General features: G+C 70.5%; 22 protein-coding genes. 15 read left to right on the top strand and 7 right to left on the bottom strand.

All coding sequences use genetic code 11. The annotated features are described in order from the left end of the window. Position 1 precedes the first annotated feature (1 nt). From hemB to R2J75_RS14460, 7 genes are all read left to right on the top strand, one after another. A complete protein-coding gene (gene hemB / locus R2J75_RS14490; protein ID WP_243330037.1) occupies positions 2 to 973 on the top strand; it encodes a porphobilinogen synthase in 972 nt (323 codons plus the stop codon). Between the two features lies 1 nt (position 974). After that, on the top strand, positions 975 to 2,231 hold the full coding sequence (hemL, locus tag R2J75_RS14485) for a glutamate-1-semialdehyde 2,1-aminomutase (RefSeq protein ID WP_243330039.1): 1,257 nt from the start codon (positions 975 to 977) through the stop codon (positions 2,229 to 2,231). Between the two features lie 92 nt (positions 2,232 to 2,323). Beyond that, positions 2,324 to 3,310, top strand: a complete 987-nt coding sequence (gene hemE / locus R2J75_RS14480; RefSeq protein WP_243330041.1) for a uroporphyrinogen decarboxylase — start codon at positions 2,324 to 2,326, stop codon at positions 3,308 to 3,310. 55 nt (positions 3,311 to 3,365) lie between these two features. Beyond that, positions 3,366 to 4,736, top strand: coding sequence for an oxygen-independent coproporphyrinogen III oxidase (gene hemN, locus R2J75_RS14475; RefSeq protein ID WP_243330043.1), 1,371 nt, complete (start codon positions 3,366 to 3,368; stop codon positions 4,734 to 4,736). After that, entirely contained in the window at positions 4,733 to 5,692 is a 960-nt protein-coding gene (hemH, locus tag R2J75_RS14470) for a ferrochelatase (protein ID WP_316410449.1), read from the top strand. The genes hemN and hemH overlap by 4 nt, the downstream gene beginning before the upstream one ends. Before the next feature lie 76 nt (positions 5,693 to 5,768). Beyond that, positions 5,769 to 7,763 carry a hypothetical protein gene (locus tag R2J75_RS14465; protein ID WP_316410448.1) on the top strand — a complete coding sequence of 665 codons (1,995 nt, stop codon included), beginning with the start codon at positions 5,769 to 5,771 and terminating at the stop codon, positions 7,761 to 7,763. Then, positions 7,760 to 9,754, top strand: a complete 1,995-nt coding sequence (locus tag R2J75_RS14460) for a hypothetical protein (RefSeq protein ID WP_316410447.1) — start codon at positions 7,760 to 7,762, stop codon at positions 9,752 to 9,754. Before R2J75_RS14465 ends, R2J75_RS14460 begins: the two co-directional genes overlap by 4 nt. A gap of 6 nt (positions 9,755 to 9,760) precedes the next feature. Here the strand turns inward: R2J75_RS14460 and R2J75_RS14455 are convergent, their stop codons facing one another. Next, positions 9,761 to 10,222 (bottom strand): hypothetical protein, encoded by a 462-nt coding sequence (locus R2J75_RS14455; RefSeq protein WP_316410446.1) that lies wholly within the window; start codon positions 10,220 to 10,222, stop codon positions 9,761 to 9,763. A gap of 93 nt (positions 10,223 to 10,315) precedes the next feature. Here R2J75_RS14455 and R2J75_RS14450 point away from each other — a divergent pair, with 93 nt between their 5' ends. After that, positions 10,316 to 11,914, top strand: coding sequence for a serine/threonine-protein kinase (locus R2J75_RS14450; RefSeq protein WP_316410445.1), 1,599 nt, complete (start codon positions 10,316 to 10,318; stop codon positions 11,912 to 11,914). 3 nt (positions 11,915 to 11,917) lie between these two features. Here the strand turns inward: R2J75_RS14450 and R2J75_RS14445 are convergent, their stop codons facing one another. Beyond that, positions 11,918 to 13,015 carry a hypothetical protein gene (locus R2J75_RS14445; protein ID WP_316410444.1) on the bottom strand — a complete coding sequence of 366 codons (1,098 nt, stop codon included), beginning with the start codon at positions 13,013 to 13,015 and terminating at the stop codon, positions 11,918 to 11,920. Between the two features lie 136 nt (positions 13,016 to 13,151). On the opposite strand from R2J75_RS14445, the gene R2J75_RS14440 reads away from it, so the two are divergent. From R2J75_RS14440 to R2J75_RS19975, 6 genes are all read left to right on the top strand, one after another. Further along, positions 13,152 to 13,763, top strand: a complete 612-nt coding sequence (locus R2J75_RS14440; RefSeq protein ID WP_243336023.1) for an LPP20 family lipoprotein — start codon at positions 13,152 to 13,154, stop codon at positions 13,761 to 13,763. 218 nt (positions 13,764 to 13,981) lie between these two features. After that, positions 13,982 to 14,944, top strand: coding sequence for a hypothetical protein (locus R2J75_RS14435; RefSeq protein WP_316410443.1), 963 nt, complete (start codon positions 13,982 to 13,984; stop codon positions 14,942 to 14,944). Positions 14,945 to 14,987: 43 nt separating this feature from the next. Further along, complete coding sequence (locus R2J75_RS14430; RefSeq protein ID WP_243336016.1) at positions 14,988 to 15,395, top strand: phage holin family protein; 408 nt, start codon at positions 14,988 to 14,990, stop codon at positions 15,393 to 15,395. Between the two features lie 92 nt (positions 15,396 to 15,487). After that, a complete protein-coding gene (locus R2J75_RS19980; protein WP_394365854.1) occupies positions 15,488 to 15,874 on the top strand; it encodes an IS5 family transposase in 387 nt (128 codons plus the stop codon). Continuing rightward, positions 15,793 to 16,242, top strand: a complete 450-nt coding sequence (locus tag R2J75_RS14425; RefSeq protein WP_394365921.1) for an IS5 family transposase — start codon at positions 15,793 to 15,795, stop codon at positions 16,240 to 16,242. Before R2J75_RS19980 ends, R2J75_RS14425 begins: the two co-directional genes overlap by 82 nt. A 136-nt stretch (positions 16,243 to 16,378) precedes the next feature. Next, the gene (locus R2J75_RS19975) at positions 16,379 to 16,834 is read left to right on the top strand and encodes a GxxExxY protein (protein ID WP_394365853.1); all 456 of its coding nucleotides are present in this window, start codon (positions 16,379 to 16,381) and stop codon (positions 16,832 to 16,834) included. Here R2J75_RS19975 and R2J75_RS14420 read toward each other — a convergent pair. Together R2J75_RS14420 and R2J75_RS14415 are read right to left on the bottom strand one after the other, a co-directional pair. Beyond that, complete coding sequence (locus R2J75_RS14420; protein ID WP_279342255.1) at positions 16,767 to 17,474, bottom strand: CsgG/HfaB family protein; 708 nt, start codon at positions 17,472 to 17,474, stop codon at positions 16,767 to 16,769. The two genes, R2J75_RS19975 and R2J75_RS14420, sit on opposite strands and share 68 nt — an antisense overlap. Positions 17,475 to 17,630: 156 nt before the next feature. Continuing rightward, complete coding sequence (locus R2J75_RS14415; RefSeq protein WP_316410441.1) at positions 17,631 to 18,725, bottom strand: coiled-coil domain-containing protein; 1,095 nt, start codon at positions 18,723 to 18,725, stop codon at positions 17,631 to 17,633. Between the two features lie 259 nt (positions 18,726 to 18,984). Here R2J75_RS14415 and R2J75_RS14410 point away from each other — a divergent pair, with 259 nt between their 5' ends. Further along, positions 18,985 to 19,554 (top strand): hypothetical protein, encoded by a 570-nt coding sequence (locus R2J75_RS14410; protein WP_316410440.1) that lies wholly within the window; start codon positions 18,985 to 18,987, stop codon positions 19,552 to 19,554. A 68-nt stretch (positions 19,555 to 19,622) separates the two neighbouring features. Here the strand turns inward: R2J75_RS14410 and R2J75_RS14405 are convergent, their stop codons facing one another. From R2J75_RS14405 to R2J75_RS14395, 3 genes are all read right to left on the bottom strand, one after another. Next, positions 19,623 to 20,372, bottom strand: coding sequence for a LytR/AlgR family response regulator transcription factor (locus R2J75_RS14405; RefSeq protein WP_243335871.1), 750 nt, complete (start codon positions 20,370 to 20,372; stop codon positions 19,623 to 19,625). 11 nt (positions 20,373 to 20,383) lie between these two features. Beyond that, positions 20,384 to 21,448: a sensor histidine kinase gene (locus tag R2J75_RS14400; RefSeq protein ID WP_243335869.1), complete on the bottom strand. Its 1,065-nt coding sequence runs from the start codon at positions 21,446 to 21,448 to the stop codon at positions 20,384 to 20,386. Positions 21,449 to 21,534: 86 nt separating this feature from the next. After that, entirely contained in the window at positions 21,535 to 21,786 is a 252-nt protein-coding gene (locus R2J75_RS14395) for a hypothetical protein (protein WP_243335868.1), read from the bottom strand. Positions 21,787 to 21,892: the final 106 nt, after the last annotated feature.

The following is a 21,892-nucleotide window of genomic DNA, read 5'->3' as shown; positions in this document are numbered from 1 at the left end:
CATGCTGATCCGATCCCGACGCCTGCGAACCACGAACGCCATCCGCGACCTCGTCGCGGAGACGGAGCTCCTGCCCCGCCACCTGATCCAGGGCCACTTCGTCCAGCCCCAGGCGGGCTCCACCGAGATCGCGAGCCTCCCCGGCATCAGCCGGAACAGCGTGGAAGCCACCGTCCGCCAGGTGGAGAGCGACCTGAAGCTGGGCCTCCGCAGCCACCTGATCTTCGGCGTGCCCGATCCCAAGGACAAGGCCCCCGACGCCCACGCCGCCCACGACCACGACGGCGTCGTGCCGCAGACGGTCCGCGCCCTCAAGAAGGCCTTCGGAAACGACGTCATCGTGATGACCGACGTCTGCCTCTGCGCCTACACCGACACCGGCCACTGCGGCATCAACGACGGCCCCGTCATCCGCAACGACGAGAGCGTGAAGATCCTGGCGAAGATGGCCGTGGCCCACGCCGAGGCGGGCGCCGACGTCGTGGCCCCCTCCGACATGATGGACGGCCGCATCCGCGCCATGCGCGAGGCCCTCGACGACGCGGGCTTCATCCAGACCATGATCATGAGCTACGCGATCAAGCACGCCGGCGCCTACTACGGCCCCTTCCGCGACGCCGCGGACTCCAGCCCCAAGTTCGGCGACCGCCGCAGCTACCAGATGGACCCCCGGAACGCCCGGGAGGGCCTGCGGGACGGCCTGCTGGACCTCGAGGAGGGCGCGGACGCCCTCTTGGTCAAGCCCGCCATGCCCAACCTCGACCTGATCTGGCGCCTGCGCGAGAAGGCCCTGTGCCCCATCGCGGCCTACCACGTCTCCTCCGAATACAGCAGCGTCAAGGCCGGCGCCCGCATGGGCTGGATCGACGAGGCCAACCTGTTCCGCGAGCACCTGACGGCGATCCGCCGCGCCGGCGCCGACTGGATCGTGACCTACGTGGCCCGCGAGGCCCTGACCAAGAAGTGGTTCTGACATGACCAACGAAACCCTGTTCCAGGAAGCCATCACCCATTTCCCCGGCGGCGTCTCCAGCCCCGTGCGCGCCTTCCGCGCCGTGGGCGGCACGCCCAAGTTCTTCCGCAAGGCCTGGGGCAGCCGGTTCGAGGACGAGGAGGGCCGCCGGTACGTGGACCTCTGCATGTCCTGGGGCCCCCTGATCCTCGGCCACGCCCACCCCTCCGTCATCGACGCGGCCCGGGAGGCCATGGAGGAGGGGCTCACCTTCGGGGCGCCCAGCCGCCGCGAGATCGCCCTCGCCCGGCGCATCAAGCAGATGGTGCCCTTCGTCGAGAAGATGCGGTTCGTGTCCTCGGGCACCGAGGCGGTCATGTCCGCCCTGCGCGCCGCCCGCGGCTTCACGAAGCGGGAGCGGATCCTCAAGTTCGACGGCTGCTACCACGGGCACAGCGACGCCATGCTGGTGAAGGCCGGCTCCGGCCTGGTCACCTTCGGCGAGCCCAGCTCCGCCGGCGTGCCCAAGGGCTTCGCGGACCTCACCACCGTCATCAGCCTGGATGACGCCGAAGCCCTCGAGCGCACCTTCCGCGAGATCGGCCACGAGCTGGCGGCGGCCATCATCGAGCCCATCCCCGCCAACAACGGCCTGCTGCTCCAGGATTCGAGCTTCCTCACCCGCCTGCGCGAGCTCTGCACCCAGCACGGGACCGTGCTGATCTTCGACGAGGTCATCAGCGGCTTCCGCGTCGCCCCCGGCGGCGCGGCGGAGTACCTGGGCATCACCCCGGACCTGGTCACCTACGGCAAGATCATCGGCGGCGGCATGCCCGTTGGCCTCTACGGCGGCCGCAAGGACATCATGGGCGTCATCTCGCCCGATGGCCCGGTCTACCAGGCCGGCACCCTCAGCGGCAACCCCGTGGCCATGGCCGCCGGCCTGGCCACCCTGGAGCGCCTGACCCCCAACCTCTACCGGGACCTGGAACAGAAGGGCGCCCAGTGGGCCGCCGCCTTCGAGAAGATCCCCGGCCTCCACGTCCCCCGCGTGGGCAGCCTCCTGTGGCCGCTCTTCCAGCCCGGCGTCAAGCGCGCCGACCGCGTGGAATCGGGCGCCATCGCCAAGTTCAACACCATGCACGGACTCCTCCTGAAGGAGGGCGTCTACCTGCCGCCCTCCGGCTACGAGGTCGCCTTCCTCTCCGCCGCCCACGGCGACGATGAGCTGGCGCACGTGGAGCGGGCCATCGGCGTCGTCGCCGCGGCCCTCAAGTAGGGGAGGGGGCCGCCCCCCGTCCCCGCCCCATTCCTTCGACCCCTCGCGTGCCGGGCTTCCACCCGGCACGCGCCTTCCTTGAAAGAACGGCCATGACCGCTCCGCTCGTCCGTGCCCTCCAAGGTGAAGTCCTCCCCGTGCCCCCCGTCTGGTTCATGCGCCAGGCCGGGCGCTTCCTGCCCGAGTACCGGGCCATCCGGGCCAAGGCCTCCTTCGAGGACCTCCTCTACGACGCCGACCTGGCCGCCGAGGTGACCCTCCAGCCCACCCGCCGCTTCCCCAAGCTGGACGGGGCGATCATCTTCTCGGACATCCTCGTCATCCTGGAGGCCCTCGGCTGCGGCGTGGTCATTCCGGAGGGCGGCCCCCGCCTCACCCGGACCCTGGACCAGGTGGACCCGGCCACCGTCCCCGACGAGCGGGTCTACGAATCCGTCCAGGCCGCCCTGCGCAAGGTGCGGGCCGAACTGCCGCCCGAGAAGGCCCTCCTGGGCTTCGCCGGCGCCCCCTGGACCCTGCTGGCCTACGGCCTGGAGGGCAAGGGCAGCAAGACCTGGGCCCGGGCCAAGGCCTTCCTCCACCAGGAACCCGTGAAGGCCCGCCAGTGGCTGGACAAGCTGGCGGACGCCAGCGCCCGCCTCCTCAACCTCCACATCGGGGCCGGCGCCCAGGGCGTGCAGCTCTTCGACACCTGGGCCGGCGAACTGGACCGGGAGGACTTCGAGGCCTACGCCCTGCCCGCCGCCGAACGCGCCCTCGCCCAGGTCACCGGCGCTCCCCGCCTCTACTTCCCCCGCGGCATCCTCCCCGCCAGCCTGAACCGCCTGCCCTGCGAGGGCTTCGCGGTGAGCTGGCAGGTGCCCATGGCCGAGGCCCGGGACCTGTTCCCCGGCAAGGTCCTCCAGGGCAACCTGGACCCCACGGCCCTGCTCGCGGGCAAGGAAACGGCCGTGCGCAAGGCCCGGGCCATCGTGGAGACGATGAAGGGCCGGCCCCACGTGTTCAACCTGGGCCACGGCCTCCTGCCGGAGACCGACCCGGACGTGGTCGGCGCCGTCATCGACGCCGTCAAAGGGTGAATGTGACCCTTCCGGTCGCCGACATCTGAGAGAATCGAACCTGGAGGCGCCTCCCATGGCCCTGGCCCTATCCGAGCTCATCAAGCACTACGACCGCCCCGGTCCCCGCTACACCGGCTACCCCATGCCCCCGGTGTGGTCCGAGGGCTTCCCGCAGGAGGAGGTCGTCCAGGCCCTGGGCCGGGCCGACCTGGACCCCCAGCCCCTCTCCCTCTACGCGCACCTCCCCTTCTGCGGGCGGCGCTGCTCCTACTGCGGCTGCAACGTCGTGGTGAGCCCCAAGTACACCCCGGTCGAGGGCTTCCTGCGGGCCCTGGACGCCGAGGTGGAGCTCTGGGCCAAGCACCTCCCCGGCCGCCGCAAGGCCGTGCAGCTCCACTGGGGCGGGGGCACCCCCACCTACCTGGACGTGCCGGACCTGCGCCGCACCTTCGAGCTGATCACCCGCCGCTTCGAGCTGCTGCCCCACGCCGAGGTCTCCATCGAGGTGGACCCCACCTTCCTGCGCCCCGACCAGCTCCCCGCCCTGCGGGAGATGGGCTTCAACCGCGTCTCCTTCGGCGTGCAGGACCTGGACGAGGGCGTCCAGGCCCTCATCACCCGGGGCCAGACCTGGCAGCACACCCTGGACACGGTCCGCCAGGCGAGGAGTCTGGGCTTCCCCGGCATCAACCTGGACCTCGTCTACGGCCTCCCGGGCCAGACCCTGGAGACCTTCCGCCGGACCCTGGAGAGCACCCTGGAGCTCGCTCCGGACCGCATGGCCATCTACGGCTTCGCCTACCTCCCCAAGGTGCTGGCCCACCAGCGCACCATCCCCGTCGAGACCCTGCCGAAGCCCGAGCTGCGGCTGGAGCTCCTGCTCCTGGCCGTGGACATCCTGGAGAAGCACGGCTACGTGGCCATCGGCATGGACCACTTCGCGCGCCCCGACGACGAGATGGCCAAGGCCGTCAAGGAGGGCCGCCTCATCCGCAACTTCATGGGCTACGCCGTGGCCGCCGGCTCCGACCTCCTCGGCTTCGGCCCCTCGGCGATCTCCAACGTGGCCGGCGTCTACAGCCAGAACGAGAAGATCCTCACCAAGTGGGAGCGGGACGTGGAGAACGGGCGCTTCTCCGTCCACAAGGGCTACCGCCTCAACGACGAGGACCTGATGCGCCGCTGGCTCATCCACGAGCTCATGGGCACCTTCGAGCTGCGCTGGGAGGCCGTGCGGGCCAAGTACGGCATCGACGGCCGGACCCACTTCGCCGACGCCATCGAGGAGCTCCGCGCCGAGGTGCCCTTCGGCACCGTGCGCGTGGAGGACGAGGGGATCTTCATCACCCCCCTGGGCCGCCGCTTCGTGCGCAACCTGGTCCAGCCCTTCGACGCCTACCTGAAGAAGCTCGCCGCCAGCACCCCGTTCTCGAGGACCGTGTGAGGGACACCGCCGTCGTCCTGCTGAACCTGGGGGGACCCCTCCGTTCGCGGAACGTCGAGGGCTTCCTCTACCGGCTCTTCTCCGACCGGGACATCATCAAGTTCCCCGGCCCCGCCTTCCTCCAGCCCCTCTTCGCCACGCTGATCAGCAAGGCCCGGCGCCGCGAGGTGGAGGCCCGCTACGAGGAGATCGGGGGCGGCAGCCCCATCCTGCGGGAGACCGCGGCCCAGGCCTCGGCGCTGCGGGCCGCCCTGCATGGCATGGGCTGCGCCGTCCCCGTCAAGATCATCTTCCGGTACACCTCCCCCCGGGCCGCGGGCGAGCTGCGCGCGCTCAAGGGGCAGGGGATCCGGCGCCTGCTGCCGGTCACCCTCTACCCCCACGACTGCCGCGCGACGACGGGCTCGAGCCTCGTCGAGCTGGAGCGGGAAGCCAAGGCCCTGGGCCTGGAGGTGCTCCCGGGCGTCCTCCACTACGCCACGGACCCCGACTACGTCGAGGCCCTCGCGGCCCCCCTGGCGGAGGCCCTGCGGGCGCTGCCGGAGGCCGTCGTGGTCTTCAGCGCCCACAGCCTGCCGCGCAAACAGATCGAGCAGGGCGACCCCTACGAGCGGGAGATCGAGGCCACCTTCGCGGCCGTGAAGGCCCGGGTGGGAGAGGCGCCGGGCGGCTACCGGCTGGCCTACCAGAGCAAGGTGGGGCCCATCCAGTGGCTGGAACCGGAGCTGGGCTCCGTGCTCCGGACCCTGGGGGGGAAGGACGTGATCGTCCTCCCCGTCAGCTTCGTCACCGAGCACATCGAGACCCTTCATGAGCTGGATATCCAGTTCCGGGAGGTGGCGCAGGCAGCCGGCGTCCGAAGCTACCGGCGCCTCCCCGCGCCCGCCGTGGCCCCCGCCTACATCCGCTGCCTGGCCCGACGAACGCGCGAGGCCTTGGAGGCCATGGAACACTGATCGGTTCCAGGAAGCGGCTGGGCAACCCGGGGGGCCGGGTGCAGAATGGGGGTAACCCTTCATCCTGGAGTCCCCCGTGAAGCCCTTGGCCTGCGTCAGCCTTCTGCTCGTGTCCGCCCCGGTGTGGGGGGCCCGGTTCCCGGCGGTGCCCAAGGAGGTCTGGGCCATGCGGGACGACGCCGGCCTCGTGGCCAAGGGCGCCGTCATCCTGGAGCGGAAGCTGGACTTCCAGCCCTTCCACATCGACCAGACCGTGCGGATCCGCATCCTGAGCCAGGCCGGCCAGGCCGCCGCGGAGTTCCCGGACATGCCCGCCAACCTCATGTACCTGGAAGGCCAGGTGACCTTCCCGGACGGCCGGGTCCAGCCCATCACCAAGCGGGACGATTTCCTCGTGCGCACCGTCGTGTCCACCCGGGACGGCTCCCTGAAGGAAGGCGTGCTGGTGCCGCCGGGCCTGACCCAGGACTGCGTCGTGGACCTGTGGTGGCGGGAGCTTACGGCGCGGGGCAAGGCCAACCAGGCCCGCATGCCCCTGCTCGACCTCGGCACCCTGCCGGAGCGGTGCGGGAATTTCTGGTACGTCTCCCTGGCCAGCGCCTTCCCCACCCAGACGGTGGTCGTCCAGAAGGGGCAGGAGGTGTTCTGGCCCATGGCGCTCATCGGCACCAGCGGCTTCTCCCCGCAGCAGGGCTCCAACAGCCAGGGCACCACGTACACCTTCCGGAACCTCCCGGCGCTCCCGGCGGCCCCCTACTCCATCGAGATCAACCGTCCCTGCCCCAAGGTGCTCTTCTACCGGCCCATCGAGACCCTCGAGCACCTGGACAAGGTGCCCGCCGCCACCTTCTGGCAGAAGACCGCCGACCTCTACTACAAGGACTACTTCAACAAGTTCGTGCACAAGGGCGTCAATTACGCCCCCTTCTCCCAGGAGCTGCGCAAGGACCTGAAGGGCGGCCCCCTCGAGCGGGCCCGGACGATCGCCGAGCGCATGCTGGCCCGGGTGAAGAACCTGGATGAGCCGCTGTTCGACGAGAAGCCCCCCACGCTGGCCCGGCACCAGGTCAACAACGGGTCCGGCGTCTGGGACCTGGACTACACGGCCCGCACGGGCTTCACGGACGACTGGGGCATGAACAAGCTGCTCTTCCACCTGCTGGTGGACGAGGGCCTCAAGCCGAAGGTGGCCCTGGTGGCCGACCGAGGCTACTGGACGGCCAGCCCGGAGACCCGCACCCCCTTCCAGTTCTCCCGCATCCTGTTCGTGGTGGATGAACCCGGGCAGGGGAGCATCTGGCTGGATCCGACCGAACGGATGGTGCAGCCGGGCCAGATGCCCTACCGCTACGAAGGCACCCGGGCCGTGCTCATGGACAGCGCCACGTGGCAGGCGGAGTTCCGCACCATCGCGGTGGCCCAGCCCAGGACCAACACGCGGGCCTTCACCTACGAGATCGACGCCACCGGCGAGGCCGCCGACGTCAAGGTGAAGGGGACCCTCACCGGCGCCCCGGCCCTCCTCGCCCGGAAGGAGCTCTCCACCAAGTCCCCGAGCGCCCGGGAGGCCTGGTTCAAGGGCCGCCTCGAGCGCAACGGAATCACGGTCAACCAGGTGCAGGTGGCCAACGCCCTGGAGATCACCCAGCCCCTGGGGTTCACGGCCGCCGGGGCCATCGCCCTGGAGCCGGGCCGGACCCTCAAGCTGCGGCCCTTCCCGGGGATGGACGCCGGCCTCTACCTGCCGGAGACCCTGCCCGAGCAGCGCCTGGACCCGATCCTGATGCCCTACCTGGGGGTCCAGGAGGCCATGAGCATCATCAAGGTGCCCAAGGGCTACGTGCTGCGGGAACCCATCCGGGTGAACCACTCCAACCGCTGGGGCTCCGTGCTCCTGCGGGCGGTGCAGGACCCCGATTCGGGCGACGTGCGCGTGGACATGCGCCGGTCCACCTCCGGCTTCCTCGAGATGAGCGACGGGTACGTGCCGCTCAAGGAATACCTCCAGTGGGTCCGCGCGGTCTCGTACCCCGAGATCACCCTCGAGCGCGCCGCGGACGCGAAGCCGTGAGGCGCCCGGTCACCGCCCTCCTGGCCGGGGCCCTTCTGGCCCTCCCCGCCGCCGCGGCGGGGGTGGACCTGGGCAAGCTCCCGGCCTGGGCCCAGGCCGCGGCGCGGGCGAGCCTCCTGGAGACGCCCCCCGCCGAGGCCGAGGCCTGGGTCCTCCTGGACCACTGGGAAGTGGCCTACGCGGGCGCCGGCAAGGTCGCCCTCCGCCGCCTCCGCCTCGTGCGCGTGCTGGGGGGCCGGGGGCTGGAGGAGGCCTACCTGGGCATCGACGGCCTCCAGGACGGGGGCGCCAAGGTCCGGGAGATCCGGGGCTGGAACCTCCGCCCGGACGGCGAACTGGTGAAGCTGGGCAGCGCCGACAAGGCGACCTTCGGCGGCTTGGGCGGCACCCAGTTCGATCGGCGGCAGATGGCCGTCGCCCTGCTGCCCCGGGTCGCGGAGGGCAGCCTGGTCGCCTTTGAATCCGAGGTGGACTATCCCCGCACCTCCGGCGCCCTCACCCTGCCGATCCTGGACACCCACCCCATCCGCCGGTGGGAGTTGGAGGCGGGCACCCGCTCGGGCCTCTTCGCCGACATCAAGGACGTGAAGGCCACGGTGCGGTTCGCCCACCTCGCGCCCTGGCTGCCGGCGACCCTCACGCCCGGCACGCATCTGGCCCTGGATCGCCTCCCCGCCATGCCGAAGCCGGAGGGGGCCTGCCCCTTCCCCGGCCGGGACCTGCCCAGCGTGTCCGTGCGGTTCCAGGATCCCGCCTGGGCCGGCACCCGGATGCTGGACGCCTGGGAGGCCTTCGGCGGCTGGTACCACGGCGTCTTCGCCCCCCGCACCGGACCGGTGGGTCCGGAGGCGCCCGCGGCCGGCGCCGGCCTCGAGGGCCTGAAGGCGCTCTGGCGCTGGTTCGGGGAGGCGCTGGTCTACAAGCAGATCTACCTCACCGCCGACCGGGGCGATGTTCCGGAAGCGGCCGCCGAGGTGGCCCGCAAGCGCTACGGCGACTGCAAGGACCTGGCGTGCCTCTTCGTGTCCATGGCGGCCCGCTCGGGCTTCCAGGGCTTCCCCGTGCTGGCCCGGATCCAGGGCGGGCCCGTCCGGGCGGACGAGGTCCAGGGGCCCGTCCAGGACCTCTTCGACCACGTCATCGTGGCCCTGCGCCTGGACAAGCCCCTGGGGCTCCCGGCCGAGGTGGAGACCCCGAAGGGCCGCTTCCTCCTCCTGGATCCCACCGCGCCCCTCACGGCCTTCGGCCAGCTGCCCGCGGGACACCGGGGGGGCCAGCTCCTGATCTGCCTGCCCGGCGACGGCGTCTGGGCGGCCGTTCCGGCCTCCGCCGCCCCGGAAGGCGGCACGACCATCCGCATGAAGGGGACCCTGGGGGCGGACGGCCGCCTCACCGCCGACGTGCGCCTGGAGGAGACCGCCAATGCCTGGGGCCTCCGCGCCACGGCGAGGTCGGCCACGGCCGAAGCCTTCCGCGCCTACCTGGAGGCCGAGTGCCTGGACCAGGCCCTGAACGGGCGCATCGAGGTGGTGGCGAAGGGCGACCCGCTGGACCTGGCGCGCCCCTTCACCGTGGACCTGCGGATCGTCAGTCCCAAGGCCCTGATCCGGCTGGGCGGCGATTTCGTGTTCCTGCCCTGCCTGGGGCTGCCCGGGACGCCGGCGCCCTTCACCGCCCCCGGCCGGAAGCGCCAGCTCCCGGTGCACGTGCGGGGCGGGGGGCGGGTGCGCCTGGAGGCCTCCCTGGCCCTGCCCATGGCCCTCAGGCCCCTGGACCCCCAGCGGTCCGCCGAGACCCCCTTCCGGAGCCTCTCCTGGCGGGTGTCCACCCGGGACGAGGGCGGCGCGCCGCGCCTCGAGGTCCAGGTGGAGCACCAGGGGCGCGACGCCGACTTCCCCGTGACGGCCCTCGCCGAGGCCGCGGAGGCCTGGAAGCGGGACCGCGCCCTCGTGCGCGCCCTGCGCGAGGACGGCCTGGCCCTGCGGCCCTGACGCGGGCTACCTGGCGCCTTCGACCGTGCCCGTGTAGGAGCCGAGGCCGGGCTTCGGCGCGCGGGTGCCGAACGCGGTGCTGTTCACGCTCACGAAGGAGACCAGGAGGAACAGGAGGAAGGCCAGGAGCGGGGCTCCGCGCTTGCGGGCCGCGAGGGCCTTGGGGGCCATCTCGCTGAAGGCCAGGAGGAGCACGACGAGGGGCAGCTTCCAGTGGAGCCAGAGGGCCTGGAAGGGCTGCGCGCCGGCGCGCTGGAGCATCACGAGGAGGACGATGCCGAGGATGAAGGCCAGCCGGAAGCCCCAGGCCGCGGAGCGCTTCCAGAGGACGCTGGTGAGGCCGTGGAGGTCCTCGCGGCTCTCCTCGAAGCCCACCAGGATCAGGATGATCCCGGCGGCGCCGCCGGCGAGGGCCATGCTGGCCACATGGAGCCAGCGGATCAGGGTGAAGGTGTCGAAGTGGGGCATTTTTTTCCTCTGGGCCGCATTGTCCCATAGTCATCCCATCCCGTGTCAGATCTTCAGGACGGTATGATGGGGAAAACCACCCCCCGGACGCCCATGCCCACCATGATCGGGAAGTACGAAGTCATCCGTTCCCTCGGCGCGGGCGCCATGGGCGAGGTCTTCCTGGCCCACCAGGCCGCCATCGGCCGGGAGGTGGCCATCAAGACGATCCTCCCCACCGTGGCCCGGGGCGAGGAGGCCGAGGGGCGGTTCCGGCGGGAGGCCGCCGCCGCGGGCCGGCTGAGCCATCCGAACCTGGTCACCGTCTTCGATTTCGACAAGGACGGGGACACCCTCTTCCTCGTGATGGAGTACGTGAAGGGCGACGACCTGGAGGCCCTGGTCCGCACCCGCGCCCTCGCCCACGCCCAGTTCCTGGAGGTCCTGGCCCAGGTGTGCGACGGGCTGGAGCACGCCCACCGCAACGGCATCATCCACCGGGACATCAAGCCCGCCAACGTGAGGGTGCTCCGGGACGGCCAGCGCATCCTCGCGAAGGTGATGGACTTCGGCATCGCCCGCGTGGAGGACAGCAGCCTGACCGCCACCGGCATCGTCATGGGCACCGTGAGCTACATGGCGCCGGAGTACATCCGGGGGGGCCACGCCACCGCCCAGTCCGACCTCTTCGCGGTGGGCGTGATGCTGTACGAGTGCCTCACGGGCCGGAAGCCCTTCGCGGGCGACAACACCACCACGATCCTCTTCAAGATCGTCAGCGAGCCCCCTCCGCCCATCGACCTCGGGGAGCTGCGCGGCATCAGCCCCCGCATCCGCGCGGTGCTGGACCGGGTCCTGGCCAAGGATCCCGCGGCGCGCTTCCAGACCGCCGATGAGCTGGCGAAGGCCCTGCGCGCCTGCAAGGATCCCAGCTGGACCGGCACCCTGGATGAGGCCACCGCCCTGATCAGCCGCCACCAGGCCGCCCTGGCCCAGGACGACGGCACGGTGCGCATGGCGCCGCCCCCCGCGGCCCCGGCCACCGTGGCCGCGCCCGCCCCGGCCGGACCCACGGCGCAGGTGGCCGCCCTCCCGGCCCCGGCCTCCCCGGAGGGCCACGCCGGCCGCAACGCCGTCCTCGGCGCCCTCGGCCTCGCCGCGGCCGGGGGCATCGCCTGGTTCACCCTGAGGCCCGCCGCGGCGCCCGCGACACCGCCGGCCCCCGCCGCCCTGGCCCCGGCCGGGGCGGCGCCCGCGGCCCGCCCGGGGCCGGAGCCCGCCGGCCCCGCCCCGTCCGCCAAGGCCGAGGCCGCCCCGGCGCCGCCGCCGGCCCCCGCCAGGGCCGTCCCGCCGGAACCCGCCCGGGCCGAGGCCCCGCGGCCCGCCGAATCCCCCGCCCGGAGGATCACCGGGCTCCTGGCCGCCGATCCCCGCCAGGCCGCGGCCGAGGCCAAGGCCGCCGTGGCGCAGGATCCGGGCAACGCGGAACTCCAGGGCCTCTACCTGGCGGCGCTCTACCGGGGACGCAACGCCTGGGATTTCGAGAAGGCGCTGGTCCGCGCCCAGGGCGCGGGCGTCACCGTCGCCCGCATGATCTCCGCCTCGGCCCCCTTCAAGGCCGCCATGGCCGAGGAGAGCCGCCTCCAGAAGACCAACCCCGGCGCGGCGGTCCTGCCCGAGGAGGTCCTGCGCAAGGTGCTGGACGCGCTCTGAGGGCTACTTGACGAGCCCCTCCAGCCAGCGGGAGAAGGTCTTCTCCACCTTGGCCCGGAAGTCCTCCTTCAGCTTGTTCTCGGCCTGGAGCTCGCTGACCCCGAGGCCCTTGGCCTCGATGTCCACCGATTCGTAGGGGGTGCCGGCGCGGTCCTGGAGCGTGAGGGTGAGGACGCCCCGGGCGACGAGGATGCCCGTGTCCCGGGACGCGGTGTGGCTGACCCAGCCGTCCCGCCACCAGCCGTTGGTCGCCGGGGCCGCCTTGTCGAAGCGGGCCGACCTGGCGTCGGTCTTCAGGTCCATCACGAGCTGGAAGTCGCCGCCGGTGTCCTTCCAGCCGAGGCCGGCCTTCAGCGCCGCGTTGCGGATCACCGCCGTGAGCTGGGTGGCGCCCCGGGCCCCCTCCAGGGAGAGGGTGAGGGAGGCGCGGAGGGCCTCCATCTGGCGGTCCACCGCGAGCTTCCCGTCCCGCACCTGCCGGCGGAGGGCGGCGTCGCCGCCGCCCGCGGCGAGCAGGGCGGCCGTGTCGTCCAGCCTGCCCAGCTCCGCCTGAGCGGCCTTCAGGCGCCCCAGCATGCGCAGCCGGGCCCGGGGCTCCGCCGGGGTGTCGTCCTCCTTGAAGAGGTCGTCCTTCAGGGCCCGGAACCGGGCCCGGACCTCCTGTTCCGCCACCGGGACGTCCAGGTAGGCCAGGGCGTAGGCCGTGGCTTCCGCCTTGTCCACCCAGACCTCTTCCACGGTCAGGCCGGGCAGGTCGACGGCGGAGGCCCGGATGCGGGTGCTCTGGTCCACGCGCTGCTCCGAGGTGCCGGAGGCCTGACCGCCGGATTCCCGGGTCGTGGTGGCCCGGGTGGCCACGTTCAACTCCGCCTTCACCTCGGCCCGGAGGCGCCCCAGCACCTCGCCCCGGGCGTTCTGGCCCGCCTGGCGGATGGCGTCGGCCTCGCCCCCGTCCACCCGCGCCAGGCCCACCGCGTAGACGCGGCCGGCCTGGCTGGGCAGGGCGGCCACCCAGAGGGGCTTCACCCGGCCCTGGCGGAGGGGCTGCGCCCAGGCGGTCGCACAGAAGAGGATGCAGGCGGCGATCGTTGTTTTTTTCATGGTCGGACTCCGGGGAGCATGGGCGTTCTCGGAGGAAAGAGACTAGGCTGGTTCCCGACACTATGCCAGCATTGCGGAGGCGAGACAATGCGGGGACCCCCCCCCTTCGCCGTCCGCGCCCAACCCAGGAGTCGCCATGCGCACCTTCACCCCCGTCCTCCTCGGCGCCGCCATCCTCGGGCTGGTGGCCTGCGGCGCCCCCAAGACCCCGGCCGCCGCGCCCGTGACCACCACCCCCACCCGGAACGCCCCCGCCTGGATCGACAACGAGGACATCCCCGACGGCCTGGCTGCGGTGGGCATCTCCCAGGCGAACCTCATGGGGGACAAGGCCCTGCAGCGGTCCGTCGCCGTCGCCGACGGACGCACCCGGCTGGCCGGGAAGCTCAAGGTCCGCGTGCAGAACATGTTCAGCCAGCTCAACCAGCAGGTGGCCACCGCCGGCACCCCGGAGAAGAAGGGCAAGCCCATCCGGTCGGAGGTGATGAACCGGGTCGTGGAGAACGTCACCCGCCAGCTGGTGGACCAGGAGCTGGCCGGGACCACCGTGCGCGCCTACTGGACCGATCCCGCCGACGGCAGCCTCTACGCCTTCGTGGTGATGACCCGGGACAGCCTGGACCGCGCCCTGGCGGGGGCCGCCCAGACCCAGATCCGCCGGGAGATCGCCCAGGGCGAGCAGAGCCTGGACAAGGCCCTGGACAAGCTGGACGCCGCCATCGCGGCCAGCGAACGCTCCGCCAACTAGAGCGCCCCGGCCTGTCGAATCGCTTGGCTGGACCTTCTGCGCGGGCGGGAAGGGCGGGTCGGCCCTTCCCTTGGAGGGTGGATCGGTTCACACTGGGTTTAGATCGATCATTCGATCTATAACCCTGGACCTCCGGTCCTCGGACCTGGAGGTCCCCCCTGCGCGCCCCTGTTCCCGGCACCCGCACCCGCCCTGTCGCCCTGCTGGCGCTGGGCCGCTTGGCCCTGGCCTGGGGGCTGGCCAGCGGGCTGGGCGCCCAGGAGGCCGCCGTGGGCCTGGGACGCCTCCACGGCGTCGGCCACCGGGATGCCACATACGCCTGGTCCCTCCAGTATTTCCAGTATTTCAAGCCGGGCTGGGCCGTGAGCCTGGGCTGGCTCAACGAGGGCCACCTGGAGAACCATCACCGGGACGGCCCCCATGTGCAGGTCTGGCGCTTCCATCGCATGGCCAGCAACCACCTCCGGCTGGGGGCGGGGGTGGGCGCGTACCGCGTCTTCGACACGACGGCCGCCGGCCCGGATCCGGCCTACCACAATGACCATGGGGTGCGGCCCCTGCTGAGCCTCCGGGCGGACTATCCCATCACGCTCGGGCGCTGGGGGGCCTTCGCCCAGGTCTTCCGGACCCTGGGTCCCGAAGGGCAGCAGACCCAGGCCGCCCTGGTGGGCATCACGGGGCGCTTCGGCCGGCGGGAGCGGGACGCGGAGGGCAGGCCACGGCCGCCCGCCGAGGCCCCGACCCAGGAGATCTCCTTCCTGTTCGGCCGGACCATCCTCAACAGCTTCGAAAGCGAGACCACCCGGTTCCTGGAACCCTTCGCCCTGGAATACCGGCGGCAGGTGGGGGCCCACCTGGCCTGGTCCGTGGCCTACACCGACGAAGGCGGGCTGGAGTCGGCCAAGCGGGACGGGGTCTCGGCCCTGGCCTGGCTCACCACCCGCTCCAGCCGCGGCACCTGGCTCCTGGGCCTCGGCGCGGGGCCCTACCTGACCCGGGTCTTCCCCGGGGAGGGGGAGGACAAGGACCACGTGACGGTGCGCACCAGCGTCCGGTACGCCCTGCTCCTGGGCCGGGACCTGGGCGGGCACTGGGGGGCGCGGCTCCAGTGGAACCGGACGGTCACCCGGTACCACCGGGACACGGACGTCCTCCTGGCGGGCCTGGCCTACCAGTGGTGACCCGCCGGGCGCGATGCCCCGTACAATGAAGGGGGAGGCCCCCGTGCGCACCATCCTCAGGTTCCTGTTCTCCGCCATCGGACTGCTGGTGGCGTCCTATCTCGTGCGCGGCATCACCCACGGCGCCTTCCTGGATCTCGTGGCGGTGGCCGTCCTCCTCGGCGCCCTGAACGCGACCCTGGGCGGCCTGCTGCGCTTCGTGGCCCTCGTGCCGATGGTGTGCAGCTTCGGCTGCCTGAGCCTGTTCATCAACGGCTTGGTCTTTTGGCTTGCTGGTTGGCTCGCGGGACGCCTGGGCCTGGCCTTCGGCGTCTCAGGCTTCTGGGCGGGGGTCTTCGGCGCGCTGGTCTCCAGCCTGGTGGCCACCCTCCTGGAATGGATCTTCATCGGGAAGGAACAAAAAACGCGCCGGGAGGCGGCCCCCCGGCGCATCAAGATCATCAACGAATAGCTAGGCTGTGTTCGGAATCTATAGATTGGATAAATAGTTAACTTGTACTCATACGTAAAGGCTCGTACACCACGAATTTTCCTGGGGTAACGATGCCGAGAAGTTTCCTGACCGATGCCATGTGGGCAAAGCTTGAACCGCTCCTTCCGCCAGAGCGTGGAGGGATGGGGCGATCCCGTCACCCCAACCGTCCCATGGTGGAGGCGATCCTGTGGAGGCACAGGACTGGGGCGCCGTGGAGGGACCTGCCGGAGGAATTTGGACCTTGGACAAGCGTGTACACGCGATTTGAGGCCTGGACCAAGCGCGGCGTGTGGCAAAGGATCCTGGAGTTCCTGCGCAAGGAAGCCGACCTGGAGTGGGTCATGCTGGATGGCACCATCCTTCGCGCTCATCAATATTCAGCAGGCAAAAGGGGGGGCTCTGGAACCAGGCGCTCGGACGATCTCGGGGTGGATGCTCGACCAAGATCCATTTGATCTGCGATGCCCACGGTAATCCTTTGGATTTCCTGGTCACTCCGGGGCAAGCCCATGAAAGCCGGTCTGCTGAAGGATTGCTGTGCGGTTGGCAGGCAGAGTACGTGTTCGGAGATCGGGCCTACGATGGGAACCCGGTATGGAAGGCGATCGAGGCCATGGGTGCGACAGCCGTCATCCCACCTCATCCCCGGCGCAAGAATCCGGCGGCCTGGGACTCACACCTATACAAGGCCCGCCATGCCATCGAGCATGGGTTCGCCAGGCTCAAACAGTTCAGGGCGCTGGCCACCAGGTTCGACAAAACGGCGCGAAGTTTCTCAGCCCAGGTGGCTTTGGCCTGCATCGTGATCTGGCTGAGGCTATGAGCGGAGGGTGACAAGCGTTCCGGATCCTCATTGATCCTATGAAACGCGGAGGCGCGGAGGATCTCGCAGAGGGTCGCGGAGGAAAGCGCTCCTGGAACCTGCCACCTCCCAATGACACGTCCCAACGGGAGGCGTGATGGGAAGGCATTGGGGAGAGGTCGACGGGGAGGATCATCCGCACAAGGAGATCACCCAGGCCATCATCGGGGAGGCCATCGAGATCCAGAAGGCTCTGGGGCACGGACTCCTGGAAGATCCCTACAAGGTCTGTCTGGCGCACTCCCTGAGGCTGGCCGGCCATAAGGTGAAGCGGGAGGTTTTCCTGGATATCGAGTGGAGGGGGCTTGTGGGCTTGATCCTTTCTCCGCGAGCCTCAGCGAGATCCTCCGCGCCTCCGCGTTCCAATAGGATGCTGCGAATGCGCGGCGCCATCAGGCACTGCAGCACAGACTCACTATTCCAGCTCCTCCATGCTCCGGCACGGATGGGTATTAGCCATTACTATCCTGGATTACGAACACACCCTAGTCCTCGGCGTCGTCCGCGGCCACGACGATCTTGCGGATCATCTGCTTGGCCAGCTTCTGGATGATGGGTTCGAAGAGCTTGTTGACCATCTGCTGGTCGAACTGGAGGTTGCTGCCGGTGCCAGCCACCTTCACGCCCATGTCCTTCACCTCGGTCTCGTCGTGGGCCACGGCGACGATCTCGCCCGTCTGGATGTCGATCAGCTTCATGTCCAGGCGGCCGCTCAGGGTGGCCTTCTGCACGTGCACGTCGCCCGCCACGGCCCCGGCCATGGAATTGCCAGTCAGCTTGCCCACCAGGGCGCCTGCGCCCCAGCCGCCGCTGAAGCCGCTCTTCTTGTAGCCGAACCGCGTGACCTTGCCGGTGACCATCCAGCGGACGCCCTTGAGCTTGCCCATCTTGGCCCGGAGCTTGGCGTCGTCCTCCTCGTCCACGAGGCCGCTGGCGTTCAGCTTCTGCTCCGCCAGCATCTCGTCCAGGCGCTGGCGGTCCATCACCCGGATCTTGCCGCTGCCCTCCTCGATGAGGGTGGTGACGCAGAGGTCCTGCAGGACGTCGCTGATGCGGGTCTCGCCGCCCACGTAGCCGTAGCCCCAGCCCCCCCAGCCCTCGTAGGCCCCCTTGGCGACGGGGAAGGGCGCGACGATGACGCGGGGGCGCTCGGCCTTGGGCACCACGGCGCCCGCGGGGACCAGCGAGAACAAGAAGGGCACAGCCAGTGCGAGAAGTCGGGCTTTGACCACGGGGTCCTCCGTCTACCGGTTTGGTGGATTGATTATAGCCCACCCCGTTGAAAATCAATCCACGGGCTGGCAAAAAAAAGGCCCCCGTCGCCGGGGGCCTTTCGCGGAAGGGAGGTCCTAGTCGGTGACGGCGAAGACGACCTTCTCGTTCTTGAAGCGGTCCTTGACCAGGATCTTGATGACGGCGGTGGCGCGGTCCTCGCTGATGGTCAGGCTGTAGTGCTTGTCCTTCTCGATGGAGCCGGGGACGACGCTGATCTTGCCGATCTTCTTCAGGCCCACTTCGCCGGCGGTGATGGTGATGGTGTCCTGGCTGCGCAGGTCCATGGCCTTGGTGAAGACGCCGTCGCTCCAGTTGGAGCCGGCCCGGTCCTTGGCGAAGATCGGAACGATGATGACGCCGTCCTTCTCGAGGGCCTTGCGCTCGCCCACGACGTAGTGGAGGGAGTTGAGCTTGGCCTTGGCCGCCTCGTTGCTGGCGTTCAGGGCTTCCATCTCCTTGATCATCTTGGTCTTCTCGCCCTGCAGGGCCTCGATGTCGGCGATCAGCTTGGCCTTCTGGGCGCTGAGGTCGGTCAGCTCCTCGCTCTTCTTCGTCACTTCGGCCTGGGCGCTGTCACGCTCGCCTTCGATCTTGGCCTTCTCCTCCGCCTGGAGTTCGGTGGGGGTGATGGTGGCCTTGCCCTGGGAGACCCAGGTGCCGTAGACGCCGTTGTTGTAGAAGTGGTAGACCTCGAAGCCGGGGGCCAGCTTGTCCATGATGAGGACTCGGCTGATCAGCTGCTTGGCCTTGGCCTCGGAGACGCCCTTCCGCTTCAGGAAGCGCATGGCCATGCCGTAGTGGCTGTCGTTCTCCTTGGCCAGGTCGGGCTTGGGCAGGACGGCGCGGAGCTTGGAGATCTTCTCGTTGAGCTCCTTGATCTCCTTGTCCTTGTCCAGGACTTCCTGGAGGAGGGCCTGGTACGAGCTGTTCTTCTCGGCCTTGATCCGCTCCTCGAGGGCGGCCTTCTGCTCGGGGGTGAGCTGGAGGGTCTCGGCGTTGGGCCGGATGTCATTGACCCCCGCCTCCTTGAGCTTGCGGCTCTGGTCGGCGCCGGCCACGTTGGCCTTCTGGCTCATCTTGTCGAGCTCGGCGGCCTTCTCCTGCAGGTTCGTGATCTCCTTGTCCTGGCCCTGGCGCTTGCAGGCGGGGCTGAAGGCCAGCAGACCCACGACGAACGCTCCGAAGAGGTATCTAGCGATTCGCGAGATTTTCATATTTTTCTCCTAGGTAGGACGTCTGCTGCGGGAAAGACCCCCAAGGATACCCCCCCTGGAAGGACGGTGGCAAGAATGGGCCACCGGTCCGCGGCGTGGGATGCACGCTTCATCCCCGCCGGGGACGGCTGGCCCCAGAAGGGTGGGGCGGAGCCCCGCCAGGCCGACGTTTGTTGCGAGCGGGCGATCCCGCCCCCACCTCGGAGGAGGCACCATGAACACGCTGGTCACGACCGCTGGTTTCATGATCCTGGCCCTGGCCGGCTCCGCCGCCCAGGCTTCGGACTTCAAGCCCATGATGGATGTCGCCGAGACCACCTGGCCGGAGAAGACGCACATCGGCGTCATCGCCGACTACCGCCAGTCCCGCGAGGACATCCTCGACCTGGCCCGGAGCGCCGGGTCCCGCTGCCGCATCACGGTGCTGGACGTGAAGCAGCCGTCCGGCGTCCCCGTGGCGGGCAACCAGATGGCCTGCGCCATCAAGCCGGACTTCCTGGTCCTCCTGCCCCGGGATCCCCGGGTGTGGGAAGGCTCTCCCAACGCCACCCGCGCCATCCGCCAGCTGGCCTTCCACGGGGTGCCCGTCATCGGCACCACGCCCATGGCCATCCGCCAGGGCGCCGTCTTCGCCTGCGGCCCCGAGACCCGCCTGGAGGTGCTGGTGACGGAGCGGATGATCGGCACCGTCGAAGTCATCCTGCCCCGGAACCTGCGCACCGCCGGCACGGCGGCCTCCGCCCCCCTGGGCATGGCCGCGATCAGCGTGGTCGGCGCCTTCTGACCGAGCCTGCGATCGCTTCCCCGGCCCGCCGGCGCACCCAGGTGCGCCGGCGGGCCGGGGCGCGTGCGTCAGCAGAGCCACTCCCCGAGCTGGTCCCGGTAGGTGCGGCTGAGGGTGAGGCGGCTGCCGTCCTTCATGGTCACCTGGTAGTCGCCCCCGGTCCACGGCTCCAGGTGGCGCACGAAATCCAGGTTCACGATGGCGGAGCGGTGGATGCGGCGGAACCGGGAGGTGCCGAGCCGGGCCAGGATCCCCGTCATGGTCTGGCGGACCAGGTGGCTCGTGCCCTCCACATGGAGCCGCACGTAGTTGTCCTCGGCCTCCACCCACTGGACCGCGGCGGGCCGAAGGAAGACGTACCGGCCCCCCTCCTTCACGAGCAGGCGGTCGGAAGGCTGGCGGGCGGCCTGCACCTCCCGGAGGAGGGGCGCCAGGGAGGGCTGGGCCTCCCGGGCGCCCTGGAGCCAGGTCCGGGCCCGGGCCAGGGCCGCGGCGAAGCGCTCGGGGTCGAAGGGCTTGAGGAGGTAGTCCAGGGCGTGGGCCTCGAAGGCCCGCAGGGCGAACTGGTCGTAGGCCGTCACGAAGAGGGTGGGGGGCATGCGCTCCGGCCCGATGGCCTCGATCACGCCGAATCCGTCGAGCTCCGGCATCTGGATGTCCAGGAGCACCAGGTCCGGCGCCTCGGCCTCGATGGCCGCCACCGCCTCCAGGCCGTTGGAGGCCTCGGCGGCGATCGTGATGTCCGGATGGGCCTCCAGGAGCCGCCGCAGCCGCTGTCGCGCCAGCGGCTCGTCGTCGGCGAGGAGGATCCGGATCATCGGGGCTCCGTTCAGCTTGTGCGGAGAGGTATACGGAGGATGATCACGGTGCCCTTATCCGGCAAGCTGAAAATCTCGAACGACTGCTGGTCGTGGTAGAGCATGCGCAGGCGCTCGCGGGTGTTCCGGAGGCCGATGCCTTCGCGGGTCCCGTCGAAGCCGGCCCCGTCGTCCCGGACCTCCAGGGCGAGCTGGTCCCCCGCTGCGGCCGCACGTATGTTGATCCGGCCGCTCCGCGCCCGGGGCGCGATGCCGTGCCGGATGGCGTTCTCCACCAGGGGCTGCAGCACGAACCGGGGGACCCGGGCCCGGGCGAGGGCGGCGGGGACCTCCACCTGGACCTCGAGGCGGTCCTGGAAGCGCACCTTCTCGATGGCCAGGTACGAATCCACCAGGGCCAGCTCCCGTTCCAGGCTCACCTCCTGGCCGGGCCCGGTCTCGAGGCTGATGCGCAGCAGGTCCCCCAGCCTCGCGATCATCCGGTCCGCGGCCTCCGGGTCCGCGTGGACCAGGGAGGAGATCGAATTGAGGGCGTTGAACAGGAAATGGGGCTGGAACTGGGCCACGAGGTTCTGGTTCCGCGCCTCGGCCAGGCGGGATTCCAGCTGGGCCTTCTCCAGCTCCTGCCGGCGCATCTCCCGGTAGAGGCGGAAGCCGTGGTAGGCCCCCTGGACCGCCCACATCAGGAGCAGGGTGGAGTGGAAGTACATGAGGGTGAACTTGCGGAGGCTCGAGCCCAGGTTCCGGAAGATCCAGGCCCGGCTCGAGGGCTCCATGAAGGCCACGGACAGGAGCCAGGCCGAGGCCAGCCCCACGCAGGTGAGGAGCAGGCTGGCGCCCAGGTTGATGATCCAGGCCGGCAGGCTCCGCCGGTCGAAGGCGGTGATGGGGAAGCGCCGGGCCACCGCCATGAGCAGGAGGCCCTCCAGGCCCCAGATGGCGTTCTGGCAGAGGTTCATGGGCAGCACGCCCAGGAAGGCCAGGTTGTAGGCCACCGCGTCCCAGGTGGCGTAGTAGAGGCCCATCAGGCCCCAGGCCGCCCCGTACAGGAGCCAGTGCGCGCGCTTCGTCCACATGCCCCCATCATCCACTCCCCGGGCCAAAGGGGAAGGGGGCCGGGGGCCAGCCGCCCGCCCTGGGGGTGAATGGCCGGGCGCCCCCCTCAGCCGCGGGGGACCCGCCCTTCCAGGGTGGCCAGCAGGGCGGTCACCACCTGGCACTGGTCGCAGTCCGCCTCGGGCCGCTCGCATGGCACTCCGTCCGCCTGCATCTCATGGCAGCGGGGATTCCGGGCGAAGGCCAGGACGTCCTCCACGAGGCGCAGGACCCGGTCCCGCAGGGGGCTGTCCGGCATGTTCCGCAGGGTGAGGATCATCCGGCGCTCGGCGTCGCTGAGGGTGAGGGGTTCCTGCATGGCGTCTCCGGGAGGGGCCCGGGGCCCCGGAGGGCAGTGTAGCCGGGCGCGGGGCCCCGTGCCTTGCCGTTCGTCACGGGCGCGCCCTTGGGGCCCGCCCCGCAGG

It is taken from the genome of Mesoterricola sediminis, from assembly GCF_030295425.1.
Taxonomy (GTDB): Bacteria; Acidobacteriota; Holophagae; order Holophagales; family Holophagaceae; genus Mesoterricola; species Mesoterricola sediminis.
The sequence above is the reverse complement of the archived record's forward strand: the minus strand, read 5'-3'. Positions and strand labels throughout refer to the sequence as shown.